This window comes from Ectothiorhodospira sp. BSL-9 (genome assembly GCF_001632845.1).
In the GTDB taxonomy this organism is placed as follows: Bacteria; Pseudomonadota; Gammaproteobacteria; order Ectothiorhodospirales; family Ectothiorhodospiraceae; genus Ectothiorhodospira.
Genome location: NZ_CP011994.1, coordinates 1,001,862 through 1,021,956 on the forward strand (window position 1 = coordinate 1,001,862; position 20,095 = coordinate 1,021,956).

General features: G+C 62.5%; 17 protein-coding genes. 13 read left to right on the forward strand and 4 right to left on the reverse strand.

The genetic code is table 11. The annotated features are described in order from the left end of the window. The 4 genes from ECTOBSL9_RS04850 to ECTOBSL9_RS04865 all read left to right on the forward strand — a co-directional run bounded on the left by ECTOBSL9_RS04850 (nucleotide 1) and on the right by ECTOBSL9_RS04865 (nucleotide 3,509). Nucleotides 1–1,677 (forward strand): ATP-binding protein, encoded by a 1,677-nt coding sequence (locus tag ECTOBSL9_RS04850; RefSeq protein ID WP_240481052.1) that lies wholly within the window; start codon nucleotides 1–3, stop codon nucleotides 1,675–1,677. Further along, entirely contained in the window at nucleotides 1,640–2,302 is a 663-nt protein-coding gene (locus ECTOBSL9_RS17720; protein WP_063464119.1) for a response regulator transcription factor, read from the forward strand. The genes ECTOBSL9_RS04850 and ECTOBSL9_RS17720 overlap by 38 nt, the downstream gene beginning before the upstream one ends. Nucleotides 2,303–2,349: 47 nt before the next feature. Further along, nucleotides 2,350–2,853: a DoxX family protein gene (locus ECTOBSL9_RS04860; protein ID WP_063464120.1), complete on the forward strand. Its 504-nt coding sequence runs from the start codon at nucleotides 2,350–2,352 to the stop codon at nucleotides 2,851–2,853. Between the two features lie 98 nt (nucleotides 2,854–2,951). Then, on the forward strand, nucleotides 2,952–3,509 hold the full coding sequence (locus ECTOBSL9_RS04865; protein ID WP_063464121.1) for a carboxymuconolactone decarboxylase family protein: 558 nt from the start codon (nucleotides 2,952–2,954) through the stop codon (nucleotides 3,507–3,509). Between the two features lie 16 nt (nucleotides 3,510–3,525). Here the strand turns inward: ECTOBSL9_RS04865 and ECTOBSL9_RS04870 are convergent, their stop codons facing one another. Further along, nucleotides 3,526–4,617 (reverse strand): ATP-binding protein, encoded by a 1,092-nt coding sequence (locus ECTOBSL9_RS04870; protein WP_063464122.1) that lies wholly within the window; start codon nucleotides 4,615–4,617, stop codon nucleotides 3,526–3,528. 220 nt (nucleotides 4,618–4,837) lie between these two features. On the opposite strand from ECTOBSL9_RS04870, the gene ECTOBSL9_RS04875 reads away from it, so the two are divergent. Next, a complete protein-coding gene (locus ECTOBSL9_RS04875) occupies nucleotides 4,838–5,359 on the forward strand; it encodes a carboxymuconolactone decarboxylase family protein (protein WP_063464123.1) in 522 nt (173 codons plus the stop codon). On the opposite strand, the gene ECTOBSL9_RS04880 is transcribed toward ECTOBSL9_RS04875, so the two are convergent. Further along, nucleotides 5,356–6,993, reverse strand: a complete 1,638-nt coding sequence (locus ECTOBSL9_RS04880; protein ID WP_063464124.1) for an FMN-binding glutamate synthase family protein — start codon at nucleotides 6,991–6,993, stop codon at nucleotides 5,356–5,358. The two genes, ECTOBSL9_RS04875 and ECTOBSL9_RS04880, sit on opposite strands and share 4 nt — an antisense overlap. 259 nt (nucleotides 6,994–7,252) lie before the next feature. Here ECTOBSL9_RS04880 and ECTOBSL9_RS04885 point away from each other — a divergent pair, with 259 nt between their 5' ends. After that, nucleotides 7,253–8,467: a DcaP family trimeric outer membrane transporter gene (locus ECTOBSL9_RS04885; protein ID WP_082829744.1), complete on the forward strand. Its 1,215-nt coding sequence runs from the start codon at nucleotides 7,253–7,255 to the stop codon at nucleotides 8,465–8,467. A gap of 80 nt (nucleotides 8,468–8,547) precedes the next feature. Here the strand turns inward: ECTOBSL9_RS04885 and ECTOBSL9_RS04890 are convergent, their stop codons facing one another. After that, on the reverse strand, nucleotides 8,548–11,253 hold the full coding sequence (locus ECTOBSL9_RS04890; protein WP_240481053.1) for a glucosidase: 2,706 nt from the start codon (nucleotides 11,251–11,253) through the stop codon (nucleotides 8,548–8,550). Nucleotides 11,254–11,443: 190 nt separating this feature from the next. Between ECTOBSL9_RS04890 and ECTOBSL9_RS04895 the strand changes: the two genes are divergently transcribed. From ECTOBSL9_RS04895 to pgl, 6 genes are all read left to right on the forward strand, one after another. After that, nucleotides 11,444–11,890 (forward strand): DoxX family protein, encoded by a 447-nt coding sequence (locus ECTOBSL9_RS04895; protein WP_063464125.1) that lies wholly within the window; start codon nucleotides 11,444–11,446, stop codon nucleotides 11,888–11,890. 74 nt (nucleotides 11,891–11,964) lie between these two features. Beyond that, a complete protein-coding gene (locus ECTOBSL9_RS04900) occupies nucleotides 11,965–13,329 on the forward strand; it encodes an NAD(P)/FAD-dependent oxidoreductase (RefSeq protein ID WP_063464126.1) in 1,365 nt (454 codons plus the stop codon). After that, on the forward strand, nucleotides 13,326–14,492 hold the full coding sequence (gene tal / locus ECTOBSL9_RS04905; protein WP_063464127.1) for a transaldolase: 1,167 nt from the start codon (nucleotides 13,326–13,328) through the stop codon (nucleotides 14,490–14,492). The genes ECTOBSL9_RS04900 and tal overlap by 4 nt, the downstream gene beginning before the upstream one ends. Next, entirely contained in the window at nucleotides 14,477–15,457 is a 981-nt protein-coding gene (gnd, locus tag ECTOBSL9_RS04910) for a phosphogluconate dehydrogenase (NAD(+)-dependent, decarboxylating) (RefSeq protein ID WP_063464128.1), read from the forward strand. Before tal ends, gnd begins: the two co-directional genes overlap by 16 nt. Nucleotides 15,458–15,489: 32 nt before the next feature. Then, nucleotides 15,490–17,010: a glucose-6-phosphate dehydrogenase gene (gene zwf, locus ECTOBSL9_RS04915; protein ID WP_063464129.1), complete on the forward strand. Its 1,521-nt coding sequence runs from the start codon at nucleotides 15,490–15,492 to the stop codon at nucleotides 17,008–17,010. Nucleotides 17,011–17,028: 18 nt separating this feature from the next. Further along, nucleotides 17,029–17,790 carry a 6-phosphogluconolactonase gene (gene pgl / locus ECTOBSL9_RS04920; protein WP_063464130.1) on the forward strand — a complete coding sequence of 254 codons (762 nt, stop codon included), beginning with the start codon at nucleotides 17,029–17,031 and terminating at the stop codon, nucleotides 17,788–17,790. A gap of 58 nt (nucleotides 17,791–17,848) precedes the next feature. On the opposite strand, the gene ECTOBSL9_RS04925 is transcribed toward pgl, so the two are convergent. Next, nucleotides 17,849–18,202, reverse strand: a complete 354-nt coding sequence (locus ECTOBSL9_RS04925; RefSeq protein WP_063464131.1) for a hypothetical protein — start codon at nucleotides 18,200–18,202, stop codon at nucleotides 17,849–17,851. Between the two features lie 274 nt (nucleotides 18,203–18,476). On the opposite strand from ECTOBSL9_RS04925, the gene ECTOBSL9_RS04930 reads away from it, so the two are divergent. Continuing rightward, nucleotides 18,477–19,901, forward strand: coding sequence for an NAD(P)/FAD-dependent oxidoreductase (locus tag ECTOBSL9_RS04930; RefSeq protein WP_063464132.1), 1,425 nt, complete (start codon nucleotides 18,477–18,479; stop codon nucleotides 19,899–19,901). Nucleotides 19,902–20,095 lie beyond the last annotated feature (194 nt).

Sequence of the window (20,095 nt, forward strand, 5' to 3'; positions counted from 1 at the left end):
ATGAACACACTCCCCCTCTCCCTGAGTCGACATCACTGGCGCCGGGTGGTATCGGTCAACGGCATGGCCCTGTTACTGCGCAGCCTGATGCTGGTCACCCTGTATTATGCCGTGGGCATGTGGGGGTTCGTCTTTACCCCCGATGCCCATGGCATTCCCCTGGTGTGGCCTGCCACCGGTGTGGGACTGGCCTTCGTGTTTCTCTACGGCTACTGGATGCTGCCTGCTGTGGGCATCGCCGCCGCCCTGATCACCTGGCAGTTCACTCTGGAAGTGGTGCCCCCGCTCGAAGCGGTCGGGATCGTCGCGGCCACGTTGATGGGGGTGGCCTTGGGCGGTCACCTGCTGCGGCGCCTGATCATGAGGCCGCGACTGGATCGGTTGCGGGATGTGTGGCTGTTCCTGAGCGTTGGCGCCGTGGCGTCCTCAGGGCTGGCGGCCCTGGCCGGGGCCTGGGGCATGGCCGTGGGCCTGGAGGAGGTGCGCTTCACCCAGACCTGGTGGCTGTGCTGGGTGGCGGACCTGATGGGACTGGTGCTGGTGGCGCCGGCGCTCATCAGTTGGCTGGGGGCGCCGGTCCGTCTCAGCCGACCGGTATGGATCAAGGCGGTGGTCCTCACGACCGGCATTACCGGCATTGCTGCGCTCGTGTATTCCGGCGTGCTGCCTGCGGGGATCGCCATGCCGCTGTCCTACGCGGTCTTTCCACTCATCATGCTGGCAGCGGTGCGCTGCCCTGTTCAGATCACCGTAACGCTCACCCTGATCGCCGGGCTCATCGCCCTGTCCGGGACCGGCTGGGGCTTGGGGCCATTCGTTGACATGGGTCTGGACGAGAGCCTGTTGTCCCTCAATGCCCAACTGGCCCTGCTGGTCCTGACCGGACTGGTGCTCAACGCCCTGAGCCATGAGCGCGAGGCGGCAGAGCAGCGGGCACGTCACTACCTGGAGGATCTCGCCCGGGCGGGACGACTGAGCACGCTGGGCGAGTTGTCCTCCAGTCTAGCCCATGAACTCAACCAGCCCTTATGTGCCTTATCAAGCTATGCCCAGGCCTGCAAGCGCCTGCTGGCCCAGGGCAAGATGGATGCCCTCCAGGAGGCACTGGGGCAGCTGGACGCCAGTGCCCACCGGGCTGCAGAAACGGTGCGACAGATGCGTGCCTTTGCAGCCGGTCAAACCCCCGAGCAACAACCCGTATCGCCCCGTGACCTGGTGCATCCGGTACTTGAACTGCTGCGACCGGAACTGAACCGGCGCCATATCCCATTGACGGTCCATCTCCCCGACGCGCTGCCCAGGGTCTCCGTGGTTCCCCTACAGGTGGAACAGGTGCTCATCAACCTGCTGCGCAATGCCATGGACGCCGTCCAGGGCAGGAGTCCAGCGCGCATTGATCTTCAGGTGGCCTCCACGCGCGATGGCCTGACCATGATTGTCACCGACACGGGACCGGGGATCCCCCCCGAACGCCTGCCCCGACTCTTCGATCCTTTCGCCACCTGGAAGGAAGGGGGACTGGGGTTGGGCTTGTCCATCAGCCGATCCCTGATCGAGGCCCACGGGGGGCAATTGACCGCACGCAACCTGCCGGAAGGCGGGGCCGAATTTCGTTTCAACCTCCCTTTGGAGACGCATCATGCCAACCCAAACACCCCATATTCATCTCGTGGATGACGATCCGGATGTGCGCGCCGGGGTGAGCCTGCTGCTCAAGAGCGAGGACTTTCATGTCCGCGCCTTCGGCGACGCCCAGGCGGTGCTCGAGTTCGTGACACCAAAGACCCCCGGCTGCCTGATCCTGGATGTGCGCCTGCCGGACATGGATGGTCTCACCCTGCAGCGTCGGCTGAAGGAGCAGGACATCCGTATGCCCATCGTGTTCATTACCGGCCACGGAGACATTCCCATGGCGGTGCGGGCACTGAGTGAAGGCGCCCTGGATTTCCTGGAAAAGCCCTTCGGCGATGAGGCGCTGCTCGACGCGGTGCGCGATGCCCTGGAGCGGGATGCCGAACAACGGGCCGGTGCCCAGGAAGTCGCCCATCTGCAAGCGCGGCTCGACTCACTGACCCCACGGGAGCGTGACGTTCTGGAGGGTCTGCTGGATGGCAAACCCAACAAGCTCATCGCCCGGGATCTGGATGTGAGCGTGCGCACCGTGGAGATCCATCGCAGCAATCTCATGCAAAAGATGGGGGCCAAGAGCGCATCCCACCTGGCTCGGTTGGCCCTGGCCTGCAGCGAGTATCAACACCGCATGCTGCCGACGACGGCCATCGATGAAAAGTCCTTGTCCTGAGCCGAGCCACATCGGCGACAGGCAACCCCTGGCAGAGGAGAGTGTCCATGAGCACGTCGATCCATCATCCGGGCAAATCAGCCGGCCAGTCCCTGGTGCGCCTTGTCGACGCCACCGCGCGGGGATTTGGGTATCTGCCCGCCTCGCTATCGGCCCTTCTGCTGCGGATCGCCGTGGCCATCCCCTTCTGGCGATCGGGGCTGACCAAGTGGGACGGCCTGCAACTCTCCCCGGGGGCCCGCTGGCTATTCGAGCACGAGTTCCAGCTGCACCTGTTCGGCGAGACCTATACCATGCCCCTGCCCGTTCTCAGTGCTTATCTGGCGGCCATCGGCGAAATCCTCTTGCCAATCCTGCTGATCCTGGGGCTGGGCACCCGCTTTGCGGCCCTCGGCCTGCTATTGATGACCCTGGTGATCCAGCTGACCATCCCCGATGCGTGGGCCACGCATCATTTGCCCTGGGCCGCCATGCTGCTGGCCATCATGACCTGGGGGCCAGGAAGGGCCTCCCTGGATCATGCCCTGGCGCGGTGGTACCGCCGCCCATGACGACCACCCAGGCGGGCACTACGTAACACGACGTGACGTAGCGGCCGCCACTTTCTCCCAACAGGGAACGACACTCAGATCCATCACGAGAGGCCACCATGACCCAAGACCGTTTTCCCCTGCACGAGGATGCTCAAGTCCCTGAGCCTGCGCGTGAACTCAGCATGAGCAAGTTCGGCATGATCCCCAACCTGATTCGCTCCATGTCCACTTCCCCTCAACTGGCCGAGGCCTATCTCACCCTGAATAACCTGTTCGAACAGACCAGCCTGACGGTGATCGAGCGCCACGTGATCCTGCTCACCATCAGCGCGCGCCACCAATGCCACTACTGCGTCGCGGCCCATAGCATCACGGCGGACATGTCGGAAGTGCCGGCAAAGATCACCCAGGCGCTGCGGGCGCAAGAAGTGCTCGAGGATCCGCGTCTGGAGTCATTGCGCCAGTTCACCCTAGCGGTGGTGGAACAGCGTGGCTGGGTGTCGGATGCACAGGTGGAGGATTTTCTGGGCGCCGGGTTCACTGACCAACAGGTGCTGGAAGTCATCCTGGGGGTAGGCCTCAAGACCCTGAGCAATTACACCAACCACGTCACCGCGACCACGCTGGATGAACCCTTTGCGGCTCGCCGCTGGGAACCTTCGGCATCGGGTTGACCGCCGAGCCGAGGGATCAGGGCCTAGGCATCGGGTCACCATCAGGGCGCTTGGCGCCAGGCTGAGGCCTTGATGGTGTCCCTTCCAGCGTCGGCCCTGCAGGCAATACCAGCCGAAAGGTGGTTCCCTCCAGACCCGAGTTCAGGAGGAGCAGATCTCCCTGGTGATTACGCGCCAACTCCCACGCGATGGCCAGGCCCAGCCCCGCCCCTCCAGGCGTTCGTGAGCCGGACTTTTCCGAGAACAAGCGAGCGCGCATCGCCTCCGGGATACCCGGGCCGTCATCCGACAGGTCGATCAGCAACGAGTCGGCTTCACGACTGGCGATCACCTGGAGGCGCGAGGCACCTGCGGCCAGCGCATTACGGACCAGGTTCAGCAGAATACGGTAAACCTGATCGAAGTCCGCATCCACCTCTGCATCCGCTGCTTGCGAGGTATCCAGGGAGGCACGGGCCACCTCTTCGGGGCCGATGGCCGCACGGATCTCTTCAAGCACATCCCCCAGCAAGAACCGCTCCCGCTGGGGTTGCTGCTCTTCGGCATTGCCCACCTCCAGGGTTTGCTGGCACATGTTCACGGCACGGTCCACCGAACGCGTGATCAGTTCCGCACTGCGCCTGACCATGGGATCTTCATGACGGCAGAGTCGATCCCCCATCAGGCGGGATGCCACCATGGTGTTACGCAGGTCGTGGGTGAGCTTGCGGATGGATCGACCCAATTCCGCCAGTTGTTCCTCGCGTCGATCACGGACGACAGTCAGGACGTAGACGTGCCCCCCGATGCACACTTCGGTTGCCCGCACCTGCGCAGGCAACAGGGATCCATCCCGGGTGCGACAGGACAGATCATCGGCCACCCAACGGCCATGCTCACGCACGGACACCATGAAGGCATCCAGCCGCGGGATCTCGTGGGGGTGTATGTCCGTGGGGGTCAGCTGGGTGAATTCCTCGGCCGAATACCCCAGAAACCGACAGGCCGCCGCATTGGCGCCAATGAAACGCCCTTGAGCCGGGTCGATCAGGAATGCCGGGTCGTAGAGCTCCTCGAACAACTGAGCAATGCCCTGTGCGCTGTTCGCAATGGCGTCGGCAAGGATCATAAGTGATTCCCGGACAGCGTCTTTACCCAACCCTTCATGGCTGACCCTCGACCCGATGCACCAATCCTGTGCCCCAAGCCATGTATGGCGGGCGTTGAAGCCCAAGGGCCAGCATTGTGGTTATCCCGGATAGCCAAGCTGGCCAGGCAGTGCCATCCTTGAACCACGACCGGGACCTTCCCCAAGGCGCGCAGCGGGCGCAATGCAAAGGCCGACACCCATGACACAATACGATCATGATAGTGAAACAAGTCGTAGCACCCTGCAACAGGTGGCTGCGGATTTTGCGGGCACCGTTCCCAATCTCTACCGCACACTCGATCGTCATTCGCTGTCACTGGAGGCCTTTGTACAACTGGAGCATCTGCTTGAGCGCCATGGCAGGCTCCCCCCGGATGAGCAGGCCCTGGTGGTTCTCGAGGTGGCCGTGCACAACGAGTGCACCTATTGCCAGGGCGTCTTCTCCAGGGAGGCTGCCCGGGCCGGTGTCGACACCCGAACCATCGCCGAAGTCGTGGCCAGGCGGCCACTGGGTCAGCATCGCTACCGATACCTACTCGAGGCCACGCGCCAGATCATGGAGCGTCGCGGTTGCCTGGGTCGGGCGCAAGTGGGGCTCTTCGAGGAACGGGGCGTGTCCCACGAGGACCTGCTGGAGATCATCACCATCATCTCCACATTCACCCTGGCCACCTATGCCAACAATCTGCTTCACACCCGGATTGATCCCGAATACCGTTAAACCCGCTCCAGCACCTCTTCAGTGCCAGAGCGGGTGCGGGTGAGACAATGCCGGGGCAGGAAGTGGTCCACGTCTGCCTCCTCCCAATAGAGGGCAAACTCCGGTGGCAAGGGCTGTTTGAGCAGTGCGCCATAGGGCATGTAAGGGAAGATCTCGTCATAGCGCCTGATGGCATGCTGATCAATCCGGCGGTGTATGTGAGTCCTGTTCAACTCCAGGGTGTGACACAGGCCGGCAGAGGCGATCAGTTCAGCGGTCGCCCGCAGGGTCCTGGCATGGTAAGAGGCGACTCGATCCCCCTTGTCACTCACCACCAGACCTCGTTGCAATCGGGAATTCTGCGTGGCTACCCCCGTTGGGCAGTGGTTGCTGTTGCACACCAGTGACTGCACGCACCCCAAGGCCAGCATCATGCCCCGGGCGCTGTTGCACAGATCGGCGCCCAGCGCCAGATTCTTGACCAGGTGAAATCCCGTCAGAATCTTTCCCGAGGCGATCACGGTGACCGAGGATCTGAGCCCAAAACCGGTCAGGCAGTCGTCAACGAACGCCAGGGCGGCGCGCAGTGGCATGCCCACCGAGTTGGTGTATTCCAGGGGCGCAGCCCCCGTACCGCCCTCCCCGCCATCCACCGTGATGAAATCCGGGGCAATTCCGGATTCCACCATGGCCTTGCACAGGGCGACAAATTCGCTGCGCCGGCCGATGCACAGTTTGAAACCCACGGGCTTGCCGCCGGAGAGTTCCCGCAGGCGCCCAATGAAAACCATCAGACCCAGGGGAGAATCAAAGGCGCTATGGGTGGGTGGAGACTCCACCTCCACACCCACCGGAACGTCGCGGATCGCGGCAATCTCCGGTGTATTCTTGGCGGCGGGCAGGATACCCCCGTGGCCGGGCTTGGCCCCCTGAGAGAGCTTGATCTCGATCATCCTGACCGAATCCCTGACTGCATTCTCCCTGAATGTGTCGGGACAGAATCGGCCCGCGCGATCCCGGCAACCGAAGTAGCCGGTGCCGATCTGCCAGATCAGATCGCCCCCCTCCCGCAGGTGATAGGGGCTGATACCCCCCTCCCCCGTGTTGTGGGCAAAGCCGCCCTTGCAAGCCCCCCGATTGAGCGCCAGAACGGCATTCTGACTCAAGGCACCATAGCTCATGGCAGAAACGTTCAGGATGCTGGCCCTGTAAGGCTGACGACAGTCGGGCCCACCCACCTTGACACGCAGCGGTTCGACCTTATCCACGGGAATGGCCGCCAGGGAATGGCCGATCCACTCGTAGCCGCTGCGATAGACATCCACCCGGGTGCCAAAGGGCACACTGTCGATCTCCCCCTTGGCCCGCTGATAGACGATGCTGCGAAACATGCGGCTGATGGGCGCCCCATCGATGTCCGACTCGATGAAGTATTGCCGCACGAAAGGCCGTAACGCCTCCATCATCCAACGCCCGCGGGCAAACAAGGGAAAATTGCGGCGCAGGGAGTGGCGGGTTTGAAAATGATCCCGCAGGGCCACCAGGGCCAGGACGACCCCCGCCACCGTAGCCAGGATCACGGGCGGCCAAAACCAGAATAGCGATGCGACAGACAGCGCCACGATGCCGGCCAGGATCAATACAACGATGGGCATGGCAGATCTCCAGGTCCTGTCCAGGTCGAGCACGGCAACGACCTACAGGGACAGAGTAGGCCGCCACCACCCAGACACCCATGCGTAGGAATACTTACCCAGAGGCGCGCCAACGCCAGCCTCTAAGCAAAAACACTTAAGTAAAACAACGCATTACCCCACTCACCCCGGAATCCTACGCTCCTGTTGAGCCCGGGATTCAAGGCCTTTCTCCCTGGCTCCGGCATCCCTAAGACCGCTGACTCCGGGAGTGAAAACCATGAAGCACCCAAACAAGCCTTGCACCGCCCGCCCCACCCGACTCATGGCCTGCATCACCGCCAGCTTGCTGGCAGGCGGGTCCACCGCGGCCTGGTCCCAGACGGAGATCGACTTTGGCGGCTACGTGAAGATGGATGCCATGTTCACGGACCGCACCAACGACGCCGCCGACGATGCCAGTGAGACCTTTCTGGTCCCCGCGTTGATCCCGCTGGATGGGCAGGAAGACACTCGAAACGTCACCCGTTACAGCGTGCGCGAGTCCCGGTTCTATCTGCGAACCCGCACACCCACCGACGGGGATGACCTGGTCACCCATATCGAACTGGATTTCATGGACAGTCGCGAACTGAACCGCAATCGACTGGTGGGTAACCAGGCGCCGCGACTGCGCCATGCCTTCGTCAGCCTGGGCCCTTGGACTGCGGGCCAGACCTGGGGCACCTTCTACAACGTCACCACCAAGCCCGAGACGCTGGACTTCGTGGGTCCGGTGGGCACTCTGTTCAACCGGAATATCCAGATCCGCTACACACGCCCCATGGGCGAATCCGACAACCTGATGCTATCCCTGGAACAGCCCTTCACCACGTTGACGGTGGAAGACAGTGGCACCAACGTGCGCAGTGGCCGGGATGATCGCTGGCCGGACATCGTCGCCCGGTACAACGTGCATCGTGATTGGGGACATGGCTCAGTGGCAGGCATCGTGCGCAACCTGCGGGCCGAACGCAGCACCTCCGACGACATCGACCGGGACATCGATGACGACGTGTGGGGGGCGGCCTTGAGTCTGACAGGCCTGGTCAAGATCGGCGCGAGCGATGATCTCAGGTTTCAGCTCAATTACGGCAATGCCATGGGTCGTTATCTGGGGCTGAACGTGTTCCCCGATGCCTTCATCGAGGCGGACGGCACGCTCGATACCCTGGAGGCCTATGGAGGCTACGTGGCCTATCGCCACTGGTGGAACCAGAACACGCGCAGCAATGCGGTCGTCAGCTATGCTGCGGCCGACAACCCCGGAGATGCCTACGCGGGGGTCAACCAGGAGGTTCAATCCGTGCACCTGAACCTGCTACACGACGTGATGGACAACGTGATGGTCGGACTGGAATACATCTGGGCCGAGCGCTCCATCGAGGGGCGCATCAACGGTCAAGGAAGTGGTGACGTCAACCGGGTGCAGGGGTCCGTGCGGGTGAGCTTCTGAACCCATGCATGCCCACGATTGCGGTGATCCGATCGCCACATGGCCCGTTTGTCCACGCCATGGGCGGGCGATCGGATCACTCATCGCCCGGAGGAGCCCTGCCAATAGTCGGGTACTTCCTCCCGATACCGTCTCAGAAGAAGATTGGCCACCAGCGCCGTCCATCCGGTCTGGTGCTGAGCCCCCAGCCCCCGGCCGGTCTCGGCGTGAAAGTATTCGTGAAACAGCATCATGTCCTGCCAGTGGGGGTCATTCTGCAACGGCGAATCCGGGGGGAATGCCGGGATCAGGCCCCGAGCATCCCGCCGGAAGAGATTCACCAGGCGCTGGGCGATGACTTCCCCTGCCTGGCGCAGGGTGACGGGCTCACCATCCAGACAAGGGGCCGGCAGGGTCAGGCTTGCACCGGCATAGCGGTGGTATTTCTCCAAGGTCTGCACCAACAGATAATTCAGTGGTAACCAGATAGGTCCACGCCAGTTGGAGTTGCCGCCGAACATGCCGCTGTCGGCCTCGCCTGGTTGATAGGCGATGTGCGCGTGTCCAATACCCGGCAGGTTACCCAGATCCTGATGCGTGGCGTGTTCGCGGGAGAGGCTGCGTACGCCAAACCGGGACAGCAACTGTCCCTCGTCCAAGACCCGCTGCAGGATACGTGTCACCTGTTCGGGCGAGGCCAGGGCCAGCAGATGTTCACCCCGTTCGTTTTCGTGTTCCGGACAGGCACACACCACATGACCATCGAAACCACCGCCACCGTGCTCGGCCAGCAACCGGGCGAAGCGGGGCGCCGACCGCAGCAGACGCTGATCCACCACTTCACAGGCAAACAGCGGCACAATGCCTACCCAGGAGTACACGTCCACATGCGCCGACTGGCCATCGGGTGCCAGCACCAGGTCCTTGTAAAACCCGTCAGCCTCGTCCCAGAGCGAGGGTGCTCCGTCGCGACCACCGGACAAGGCCGCGGCAATGTTCAAGAACTGCGTATAGCACTGGATGGCAATGTCCTCGCAATCGGAATCCTCCGTCGTCAGTTCCAGCGCCATCAGGGTGAGATTGAGGGCGAACATGGCCATCCAGCCAGTGGCATCGGCCTGCTTGAGCACATGCCCCGGCGGCAGTGGCTCGGACCGATTGAACACGGAGATGTTGTCCAGCCCTAGAAAACCGCCCTCGTACAGGTGATGTCCATCAGGATCCTTGCGGTTCATCCACCAGGCAAAGTGCAGCAACAGTTTGTGGAGCACGCGCTTGAGAAAACGGTGATCCTGGCACCCGGACTGCACCCGCTCAGCCCGAAAAACCTTCAGGGCCGCCATGGCGTGGACCGGTGGATTGGCATCACCGAAATCCCACTCGTAGGCAGGGATCAGTCCATGGGGGTGCAACAATTGCTCCCCCAGCAACAACTCCAACTGCTGCTTGGCCACACCCACGTCCACCAGCGCCAGGCTGGCGCTGTGAAAGGCCAGGTCCCAGGCCGCAAACCAGGGGTATTCCCACTTGTCCGGCATGGAAATGATCGCCTGCACCTTGAGGTGGCGCCAATGGCCATTGCGAACCTTCCCCCGCTCCGGGGGCGGGGGATGCTGGTCGCCATCGAGCCATCGGGCCACATCAAGGGAATAGAACTGCTTGTTCCAGAGCAGCCCCGACAGTGCCTGGCGCAGGATGCGACGGTCCTGCGGGTCGGCGTTGGGCAGCAGACCGTCGAAAAACCTGTCCGTCTCCTGGCGACGGTGACGGCGCACCGACTCCCAGTCGGCAAAGGGTGTCTGCACAGAGGCTTCACTGAGCACCATATGAAGGCGCGCGCTCCCGCCCGCCTCAACGGTGAGGCGGTGGCAAGCCATGAAGGAGGTACCCACCCGTTCAGGATTCACGGCTTTCGCCTCCCCCGCGATGAGATAACGATGAAACGCATCCTTCACGAAGGGCTGAGGATTGGGCTCTCCCCATAGTCGCTCGAAATTGGTCTCATTTTCGGTGAACAGGCTGTCGGCTGCCTCCTGTCCCTGAAGCAGGTAAGTGCCCAACGTGGCGTGCTCGGCACGAACCGCCCAGGCGGCCCCCTCCAAGGGCTCAACAGCGCGCAGCCGGGGCCGTTGGGTGGCGTCGCCCCAACTCCAGGTGTTGCGAAACCACAGGCGCGGCAACAGATACAAGGTCTCCCGCACCGGCCCCCGGTTGTGCACCTCAAGGCAGATGAGGATCTGCCTTGAACCGGCCTTGGCGTAGGTGATCTCCAGATCCCAGTAACGATCCTCATCAAATGCGCCGCTCTCCAGTAGATCGACCGGTGTGTCACGACGACCGCGGCGAGCGTTCTCCGCCTTGAGCCAGTCGTAGGGAAACGCGGCATGGGGATACTTGTAACGGTAAGCGAGCCAGCGATGGCCAGGTTCGGCATCCAGGTGGAAGTAGTATTCCTTGACGTCTTCTCCATGGCTGCCCTGCAGTCCGCTGAACCCGAACAGACGTTCCTTCAGGATCGGATCCCGACCGTTCCACAGGGCCGGCGCGAAGATCAGACGTTGTTGTGCATCGCACAGCCCACCGATGCCGTCCTCGCCCCAGCGAAAGGCCCGCATGATCGCATCGTCATGGCCGAAGTAATCCCAGGCTTCGCCGTCCGCACTGTAATCCTCCCGCACGGTTCCCCAGGCCCGTTCCGACAGATAGGGCCCCCAGAGACGCCAGTCTGCGGATGCCTCTGAGTCTGTGCGGTGATCACACAGGCCATGGCTTTGAGTCGATGCGGCCGGTTTGTTCGATGGATTCACAGTGAACATCCTCCATACGGGCGAAACGGGGCCCACGTTGCTGGGCACAGCATAGCCCCCTCCCCCTCCCACGCGCATTCGGGGGAATACGTAGGTAGAACACCGGATACCTGTGGCAATACAGCAGGCCTAGGCTTTACACCGTAGGGCGCGAAAGCGCCTGCATCCAGACAATCCGGAGGATTCAGACATGAACACCCGTATCGACACAAATCACTATGAAGCCACCTCTCAAAACGTCAATGCCATCCTTGCGCGCCACGGCCACTGGCTCCTGCGCGCCGGGTTTGCCAGTGTCTTTTTGTTTCACGGGGTGGAGAAGTTCGTCATGGGCATTGGCGGCTTTGCCGCCATGATGAACCTGCCGGTGACGGTCGCCTTCCTGGTCGCTCTGGCGGAGGTGCTGGCGGGCGTGGGCATCATTGTCGGTGCCACCGTGCGTAACCGCCTTGGTGACATCGTCACGCGACTGGCGGGGCTGGCCGCCGCGCCGGTGCTGGTTGGCGCCATCGCCATGGTCCATTGGGGGCAGTGGAGTTTCGTCGCCAGCGACAGTCACCCCATGGGCGGCATGGAGTTCCAGGTGGTGCTCTTGTTGCTGGCACTGAGCTTCATCCTGCGCGGCAACCAATCCTGAGTCACCGCGACTGATCGGGGCTTGGGCGAAGCCTGATTCGCCAGGCCCCGATCACTGACCGGGGAGCATGAGTCATGACCCTGATCTCGAACAGTGCCAACCACCGCCATCGCGTGGTGATCCTGGGTGCCGGATTCGCCGGACTGAGCGCAGCACTGAAGCTCGCCCGGGCACCGGTGGATATCGTCATCATCGATCGTCACAACTACCATCTTTTTCAACCCCTGCTCTACCAGGTGGCCACCGCGGCCCTGTCACCGGCTGACATCGCCGCGCCCATTCGCGGCATTGTGGGCCGGTTTCCCAACGTTCGTGTGCTGCTTGACACCGTCGAGGATATCGACCGGCGGACACGACAGGTTCACACCGTGGGCGGGCGCAGCCTGCCCTATGACGACCTGATCGTGGCCACCGGGGCCACGCACAACTATTTCGGCAAGGACCACTGGCAGCAGTGGGCACCCGGTCTCAAACGCATCGAAGACGCCATCGAACTGCGTCGCCGCATCCTTCTGGCCTTCGAGCAGGCGGAAATGGAAGAAGATATCCCCGCACGGGAGGCCCTGATGACCTTTGTGGTCGTGGGAGGCGGCCCCGCCGGCGTGGAAATGGCGGGAGCTGTGGCCGAACTGGCCCGGTTCACCCTGGCAAGGGATTTTCGGAACATTCAGCCGGAGAATGCCCGTGTCGTCCTGGTAGATGCCAACGAACGCCTGCTTCGCCCCTTCCCACCCTCCTTGTCGCGCAAGGCCGCCAAGACCCTCAGTCGACTGGGCGTGGAACTGATCCTGAACGCCCGGGTGGACGGGATGGATGCGAACTGCGTCAGAATCGGATCACGCGTGCTCCCGACACATACGGTCATCTGGAGCGCCGGGGTTCGGGCCTCCCCCGCCGGGCGATGGCTCAAGGTGGAAACAGACCCCGCTGGACGGATACCGGTGGACGCGACACTGCGTCTGCCCCAGGACCCGACTATCTACGTATTGGGCGACGTCGCCAGCCACCGCAACCCTGACGGATCACACACACCGGGCGTGGCGCCCGCCGCCAAGCAAATGGGGCGCTATGCGGCGCGTCACATTGCCTCGCGCCTCAGGGACCGTCCTGCTCCCGGCCCCTTCCGTTTTCGTAATCCGGGCCAACTGGCCACCATCGGTCGCCACTCGGCACTGGGCCATTTTGGGCGTTTGAAGGTCTCGGGCTACCCGGGTTGGTGGCTGTGGGGCCTGGCCCACATCTATTTCCTGATCGGCTTTCGCAATCGCCTGATGGTGGCAGCCAACTGGTTCTGGTCCTACCTCACCTTCGGCCGCGGCGTCCGCCTCATCACCGGTGATGTGCAATCCAGCGAGGCGTCATCTCAAAAGACCGCAGGAGATTCATCCGCAGGACAATTGCCAACGGCAAAATCAGCCCGCCCAGGAGGCCCGTCATGACACACGCGTTACAGCAGCTACAAACCGCCGGGCAATCCCCGTGGCTGGATGCCATCGATCGCACCATGATCGCCGACGGCACCCTCGAACGTCTCATTCGGGAGGACGGTTTGTGCGGCATCACCTCCAATCCAGCCATCTTTCAGCAGGCCTTCGCCTCCGGCACTGGCTATGAACGGGCCATTGAGAGCAAAGTGGAACAGGGTGAACTTGACCCGCTCAGCGTGTATGAATCCCTGGCTTTGCAGGATATCCGCGATGCCGCCGATCTGCTGGCACCCGTCCATGCGAGGACCTCGGGTACGGATGGTTATGTGAGCCTGGAAGTATCACCCACGTTGGCGGAGTCAGCCCGGGAGACCTACCAGGAAGCACACCGGCTCTGGGAGGCACTGGAACGCCCCAATGTCATGATCAAGATCCCTGGGACCCGCGAAGGTCTTGACGCCATCGAAAAGCTGATCGCCGATGGCATCAACGTGAACGTGACCTTGTTGTTTGACCGGGCCCTGTATCGGCGCGCGGCAGAGGCCTATTTGAGTGGCCTGGAACGTCGTGCCGTGTCGGGCAAGTCCCTGAACACGGTCTCCTCGGTAGCCAGTTTCTTCATCAGCCGCATCGACACGGCGGTGGACGCCGCGTTACAGCAAAGGCTCGATACTCGGCTTTCCGGCGAAAATGCCCGTCAAGCCACAAAACTCATGGGCCAGGTCGCCGTGGCCAATGCCCGCCTGGCTTACAGGGATTACCTTGGTCTCGTGGCCACGCCTCGCTGGAGAGCGCTGGCGGAGATGGGCGCACGACCGCAGCGTCTTCTGTGGGCCAGCACCGGCACCAAAAGCAAGGCGATGTCGGACGTCCATTACGTGGAATCCCTCATCGGATCACAGACGGTCAACACCATGCCCCCGGCAACCTACCGGGCGTTCCGTGATCATGGTCGGGTCGACCCGACATTATCGGAGGGCGTGGCCAAGGCCGAACACGCGTTAACGACCTTGACCCTGCTGGGTATCCCTCTGAAGAGTATTACGGCGCGGCTGCGCCAGGAGGGGATCGACGGTTTCAAGTCGGCCTATGCTCAGTTACTTGAAACCGTTGCAGGCAAGATTGAGGCAAATACCCATCCCACCACAGGAGAACACCCATGCAAATTGGCATGATCGGACTCGGGCGCATGGGCGCCAACATGGCGCGACGCCTGGCACGCAATGGCCATGAGTGTGTGGTCTATAACCGGGATCCGCAGGTCGCCAATGCCCTGGCACAGGAACAACCCGGGGTGCATCCGGCAAAATCCCTGGACGAACTTGCGGCAACCTTGCGTCCCCCTCGCAGCATCTGGCTGATGGTCCCGGCCGGTGCGGTCACTGACTCGGTCATTGAGACACTGACTCCGCATCTGAGCCCGAACGATGTGCTCGTGGACGGCGGCAACAGTTATTTCAAGGACACTGTCCGCCGCTCACGGGCGCTGGCAGAGCAGGGCATTCTTCTGCTGGATGCAGGGACCAGTGGCGGTATCTGGGGCCTGGAGCGTGGCTATTGTCTCATGGTGGGCGGCGCCGAACAGGCCTTCCAGCAATTGGAGCCCGCGCTGGAAACCCTGGCCCCCGGTAACGACCACAGCGCACGCACGCCGGGACGCGAAGGGGCGGTGGCACCGGCGGAGAAGGGTTATCTGCGCTGCGGCCCCTCGGGGGCCGGGCACTACGCGAAGATGGTTCATAACGGCATCGAGTATGGGCTGATGCAGGCCTATGCCGAGGGTTTCAACATCCTTGAAAGCGCGGCAACGTCCGAGGCGCCCGAGCCCTATCGCTATCAATTCGATGTGGCTGCAATCGCTGAGCTGTGGCGACGCGGCAGCGTGGTGGAATCATGGCTTCTGGACCTGACGGCGGCAGCCCTGCAAGCAGATCCGGATCTGCGTGGCTTTACCGGCCATGTACAGGACTCGGGCGAAGGGCGCTGGACCGTCCAGACCGCCGTGGAACAGGCCGTGCCCGCTCAAGTGCTCACGGCGGCCCTGTATGCGCGTTTCCGTTCGCGCCAGGAGCACAGCTTCTCCGACAGGATCCTGTCGGCCATGCGTCATCAGTTTGGTGGCCATACCGAGTCCCAATGAGTGGAAATCACGCCGATGCAGGAGTCCGTCAAATGCAGAACCCCACCCTTTCGGTACCCAGGGCCCCCGCTTCCGGGCTAATGATCATCTATGGCGCCTCGGGCGATCTCGCCCAGCGCAAGCTTCTACCCGCCCTCTATCACCTGGCCCGCGACGGTTTGCTCCAGGACGCCTTCGGGGTCATCGGTGTGTCGTCCAAGGCCTTCACCGAACAAGGCTTTCGGGAATATCTGAACGAGACCGTCCGCCCACACCTCAAGGGGGGACTCGATGAAGCGAGCTGGCGCTGGCTCCTGGAACGGGTGAGCTATGTTTCCCTGAACTGGGACGATCCTGAAGGCTTCAAGCGTCTGGCCCAACAAATACGCGAGATGGACGCACACTGGGGAACCGATGGCAACCACGTGCACTATCTGGCGACGCCCCCCAGTCGCGTTGCGCCCCTGGTAACACACCTGTGTGAGGCCGACATCCTGAGGCGAGATCCGCAGGCCGGGAAACGGGTCATCATCGAAAAACCCTTTGGCCATAACCTGGATTCGGCCATCGCACTGAACAGGCGCCTGCTGGAAGGCCTGGATGAAGGCCAGATCTACCGGATCGATCACTATCTGGGCAAGGAGACCGTGCAGAATCTGCTGGTGTTTCGCTTTGCCAACGCCATCTTCGAGCCCATCTGGAATCGCCGCTATGTGGACCACGTGCAGATCACCGTGGCCGAAGATCTGGGGATCGGCCATCGCGCCGGTTATTACGACAGCGCCGGCGCACTCAGGGACATGACCCCCAACCACGTGATGCAACTGCTCTCCCTGATCGCCATGGAGCCACCTGCCTCCTTCAGTGCGGAAGCCGTGCGCAACGCCAAGGGTGACGTGCTCAAGGCCATACCGCCCCTGACGCCCGATCAGGTTCTGAACAGGACGGTACGGGGCCAGTATGGTCCGGGACACCTGGAGGACGAGGGAAACGTATCGGGCTATCGCGAGGAGTCGGGCACCGCCCCGACCTCCACCACGGAGACCTTCGCCGCCATGCGCCTGGAAATCGACAACTGGCGCTGGGCCGGCGTGCCCTTTTACCTGCGAACCGGAAAACGCATGCCCGTGCGCCAGACAGAAATCATGATTCAGTTCAAGTCAGTGCCCTCCATGATGTTCCGCAGCACCGGCGTGGAGGACCTGACCCCGAATCGACTGCTGTTGCGGATTCAGCCCAGAGAGGCCATCGTCCTGAGCTTTGGGGCCAAGCAACCCGGGCCCTCGGTGCGTATTGCCGATGCAGATCTGGAATTCTGTTATCGGGACCGCTTCGGACTCGGGCCCAGCACCGGCTATGAGACCCTGCTGTTCGATGCATTGCGCGGCGATGCCACGCTGTTCCAGCGGGCCGACAGCATTGAAGGGGGCTGGGCGGTCATCGAACCCATTCTCCAGGTATGGGGTGAGATGCCACCCGGGGAATTCCCCAATTACGCCGCTGGCACCTGGGGCCCCGAGGCGGCCGAGCAACTCATGCAACGCGACGGCCGCCAGTGGAAAAATCGGCCCTGAAACCGATGGTGAACCCCCATGCTTGAGCGGATAGACAATCCCCGGGTCTTCAACGACCCTGACACTCTGGCACGCACTGCGACCGCCGATTGCCTGAGGCTGGCCAATGACATCATCGCCAAGCGCGGTCACTTTTACATGGCCCTCTCCGGTGGCAGCACGCCACAGCGATTGTATGAAGAGCTGGCAGCCGCCGCTGGACAGACCGATTGGTCCTGCTGGCACATCTATTTCGGTGACGAGCGCTGCGTGGCACCCGATCATCCCCGCAGCAACGCGGGCATGGCCCGCAAGGCCTGGCTCTCGCGAGTACCGATCCCGTCATCCCAGGTACACATCATGTTCAACGCCGGTAACGATCCCGACAGCGCCGCAGCTGAATACGCGGCCCGCCTTCAATCCTTGCCAAGGAGTGCTGACGGGTGTTGGCCGATCTTTGATCTGGCCCTGATGGGTTTGGGATCGGATGGACACATCGCCTCGTTATTCCCGCACACGGATGCCCTGCATGAAGATCGCCACCCTGTGGTGGCAGTGCAACCCTCGGAGGGGGAAGAATGGCGCATCACCCTCACCTATCCGGTCTTCAATCATGCCCGGAACCTTTGGTTCATGGTGGCGGGTGCGGAGAAACATGAGGTGCTGGCACGTATCCAGCGGGGTGAGCATCGGGCGACACCGCTGCCGGCACAGCGACTGAAGCTCATGGCTCAGCCGCGCTGGTACCTTGATCTGGCTGCCGCCCACGGTACCTCGGACCACAGCGACTCTGCATCCTGAGGGTTCATCCTGCCACCCCTGGAGGTGCCGACCGGCATCTCCAGGGGGTCGGCGATCATCATTCAACCGTGGCCACAAAGGCCTGCAGCTGAGGGTCGTAATGGCTACCCGTGATGGTGACGGCCTCGGCGGGTTGGGAGGGTGCGGGTGAACGGATTGATCCCACCGGCTGGCCCTCCACCTTGCCGACGAAGGCCTGCAGGTGCGGGTCATAGACTGAACCGACCACCCTATTGCCCTCCGAGCGCGTCTCGCTGGGCGGCGTGGTCAGGGTGGTCTGGTATGCCGCGCCTGCCGGCACGTAGATCTGCAGCAGGTGGTCCCACTCGGAACCAATGGCCTGGCCGGTGGTGGCGATCATCATTGTGGCGGCACCGGCAATGAGGCTGTTTTTCAAGGTCAGGGTTTTCATGGTGATTCTCCTTCCATTCGCGGTTTCTGGTCTCATCCCAAGGCGTTGTTGCTGTGTGCCTTGAGCTTGATTTCAGAATAGGTCGCATCACCTCTGAGCAACATTCGGATGAATACCTAACGGGTTAATACTTAGAGATATTTCTGCCCATCAAGGAAGCAAGAAGTGTTGCGGATACTACGGATGGTCATGGCATGAGTGCCATTGGATACCGGAGAGACGACAACGCAAATTTTGGACTACGCTCGTGGGCCTTGTGCAGAGAAAGAGCAAGATGAATCAATCACATGACCTGATCCTGATCGGCGGTGGCGTGAGCGGACTGGTCATCGCCAGCGTCGCCGGGCAGCTGGGCCTCGACGTGGTGCTCATCGAACGTCGCGAGAAGCTCGGCGGTGACTGCCTCCACTACGGCTGTGTACCGAGCAAGACACTGATCCGCTCGGCTGCGGTGGCACATCAGATGCGGCGCGCCGATCAATACGGTCTGCAGGCGATGACGCCAAAAGTCGATCTGGGCCGCGTGATGGATCGGGTGCGAGCATCCATCAACACCCTGGGGGAACACGATGACCCGGAACGCTTCCGCAACTACGGGGTTTGCGTTCGCTTCGGAATGGCCCGGTTCATCGACCCACACACGGTCGAGGTCGATGGCGAGCGGATTCGGGGGCGGCGACTGGTCATCGCCACGGGCTCACGACCGGCGATGCCCCCCATTCCCGGTCTGGCCGACATCGACTACTGGACCAACGAGACGGTTTTCGACCAGCGCCAGCTACCCGCGCGGCTGGCGGTGCTGGGGGGTGGCCCCGTGGGCGTGGAGCTCGCCCAGGCGTTCGCTCGACTGGGTAGCCGGGTAACGGTGCTCCAGCGTCCCTCCTCGCTTCTGCCGCGGGAAGACCCGGAGATCGCGCGAGAGCTTGCGCGGCAACTCAGCGAGGAAGGCCTTTCCGTGGCCACCGGCAGCGCGGTGGAATCCATCATCTCTGGAGAAGGGGAAATCCTTCTGCAGGGGCGAAATGCCGAAGGTGGCTTCCAGGTGCCAGCCGACGCCGTGCTTGTGGCGACCGGACGACGCCCCCAGATCGACGACCTGGGCCTGGAGGCGGCTGGCGTGGCGGTGGAAAACGGGCTGATCCGCGTGGATCGGCGCATGCGTACAAGCCAGCGTCACATCTATGCGTGCGGCGACTGCTGCGGGCCGTATCCTTTTACCCATGTCGCCGAGTATCAGGCCGGCATCATCATCGCCAATGCCGTCTTCCGCCTTCCCAAACGCGCCGACTATCGAGTGGTGCCCAGGGTGACCTATACGGCACCCGAACTGGCGCACGTGGGATTGACCGAGACCCAGGCGCAAGCCCTGGGCATGGCCATCGAGGTTGCGCGGTTCCCCTTCCGTGATGTGGACCGGGCGGTCTGTGACGGTGATACGGCCGGTTCGGCCAAGCTGGTCATTCACAAGGGAAGGCTGGTGGGCGCCACCCTTCTGGGATCACAGGCCGGTGAGCTGATCCATGAACTGGTGCTGGCCATGCAAGCCCGGCTCAAGATCAGTCAGATCTCGGCTGCCATCCATGCCTATCCCACGCGCGCGCAAGTCCATCGGCGAGCGGTGAACACGCTCTACGCCCCCAGGCTCTTCTCGCCGCGCACACGTCGCCTGGCCGGCTGGATCCAGCGAATACTCCCCTGAAGCCATCGGGACCATCCCGTTGGAAGTCCACGACAGCGACACTATGGGCCACTCTACCAAGTCCTGAGCGAGTGGCACCCACAACCCAAAACAATGCCGGGTAAAACCCTCAAGGTCTCGGGCGTCAGCTTTACAGCAGACTGCAGCCTGTCACCACCTCCCACTGAATAGCCGCTTCGGTCGATTCGGGACCC

Coding starts and splice junctions, on each gene's coding strand:
- ECTOBSL9_RS04870 (WP_063464122.1), bottom strand. CDS start 4,617: ATGATCCTTGCCGACGCCATTGCGAACAGCGCACAGGGCATTGCTCAG.
- ECTOBSL9_RS04895 (WP_063464125.1), top strand. CDS start 11,444: ATGAACACCCGTATCGACACAAATCACTATGAAGCCACCTCTCAAAAC.
- ECTOBSL9_RS17720 (WP_063464119.1), top strand. CDS start 1,640: ATGCCAACCCAAACACCCCATATTCATCTCGTGGATGACGATCCGGAT.
- zwf (WP_063464129.1), top strand. CDS start 15,490: ATGCAGAACCCCACCCTTTCGGTACCCAGGGCCCCCGCTTCCGGGCTA.
- ECTOBSL9_RS04875 (WP_063464123.1), top strand. CDS start 4,838: ATGACACAATACGATCATGATAGTGAAACAAGTCGTAGCACCCTGCAA.
- ECTOBSL9_RS04930 (WP_063464132.1), top strand. CDS start 18,477: ATGAATCAATCACATGACCTGATCCTGATCGGCGGTGGCGTGAGCGGA.
- gnd (WP_063464128.1), top strand. CDS start 14,477: ATGCAAATTGGCATGATCGGACTCGGGCGCATGGGCGCCAACATGGCG.
- ECTOBSL9_RS04885 (WP_082829744.1), top strand. CDS start 7,253: ATGAAGCACCCAAACAAGCCTTGCACCGCCCGCCCCACCCGACTCATG.
- ECTOBSL9_RS04865 (WP_063464121.1), top strand. CDS start 2,952: ATGACCCAAGACCGTTTTCCCCTGCACGAGGATGCTCAAGTCCCTGAG.
- ECTOBSL9_RS04860 (WP_063464120.1), top strand. CDS start 2,350: ATGAGCACGTCGATCCATCATCCGGGCAAATCAGCCGGCCAGTCCCTG.
- tal (WP_063464127.1), top strand. CDS start 13,326: ATGACACACGCGTTACAGCAGCTACAAACCGCCGGGCAATCCCCGTGG.
- ECTOBSL9_RS04880 (WP_063464124.1), bottom strand. CDS start 6,993: ATGCCCATCGTTGTATTGATCCTGGCCGGCATCGTGGCGCTGTCTGTC.
- ECTOBSL9_RS04925 (WP_063464131.1), bottom strand. CDS start 18,202: ATGAAAACCCTGACCTTGAAAAACAGCCTCATTGCCGGTGCCGCCACA.
- ECTOBSL9_RS04850 (WP_240481052.1), top strand. CDS start 1: ATGAACACACTCCCCCTCTCCCTGAGTCGACATCACTGGCGCCGGGTG.
- ECTOBSL9_RS04900 (WP_063464126.1), top strand. CDS start 11,965: ATGACCCTGATCTCGAACAGTGCCAACCACCGCCATCGCGTGGTGATC.
- pgl (WP_063464130.1), top strand. CDS start 17,029: ATGCTTGAGCGGATAGACAATCCCCGGGTCTTCAACGACCCTGACACT.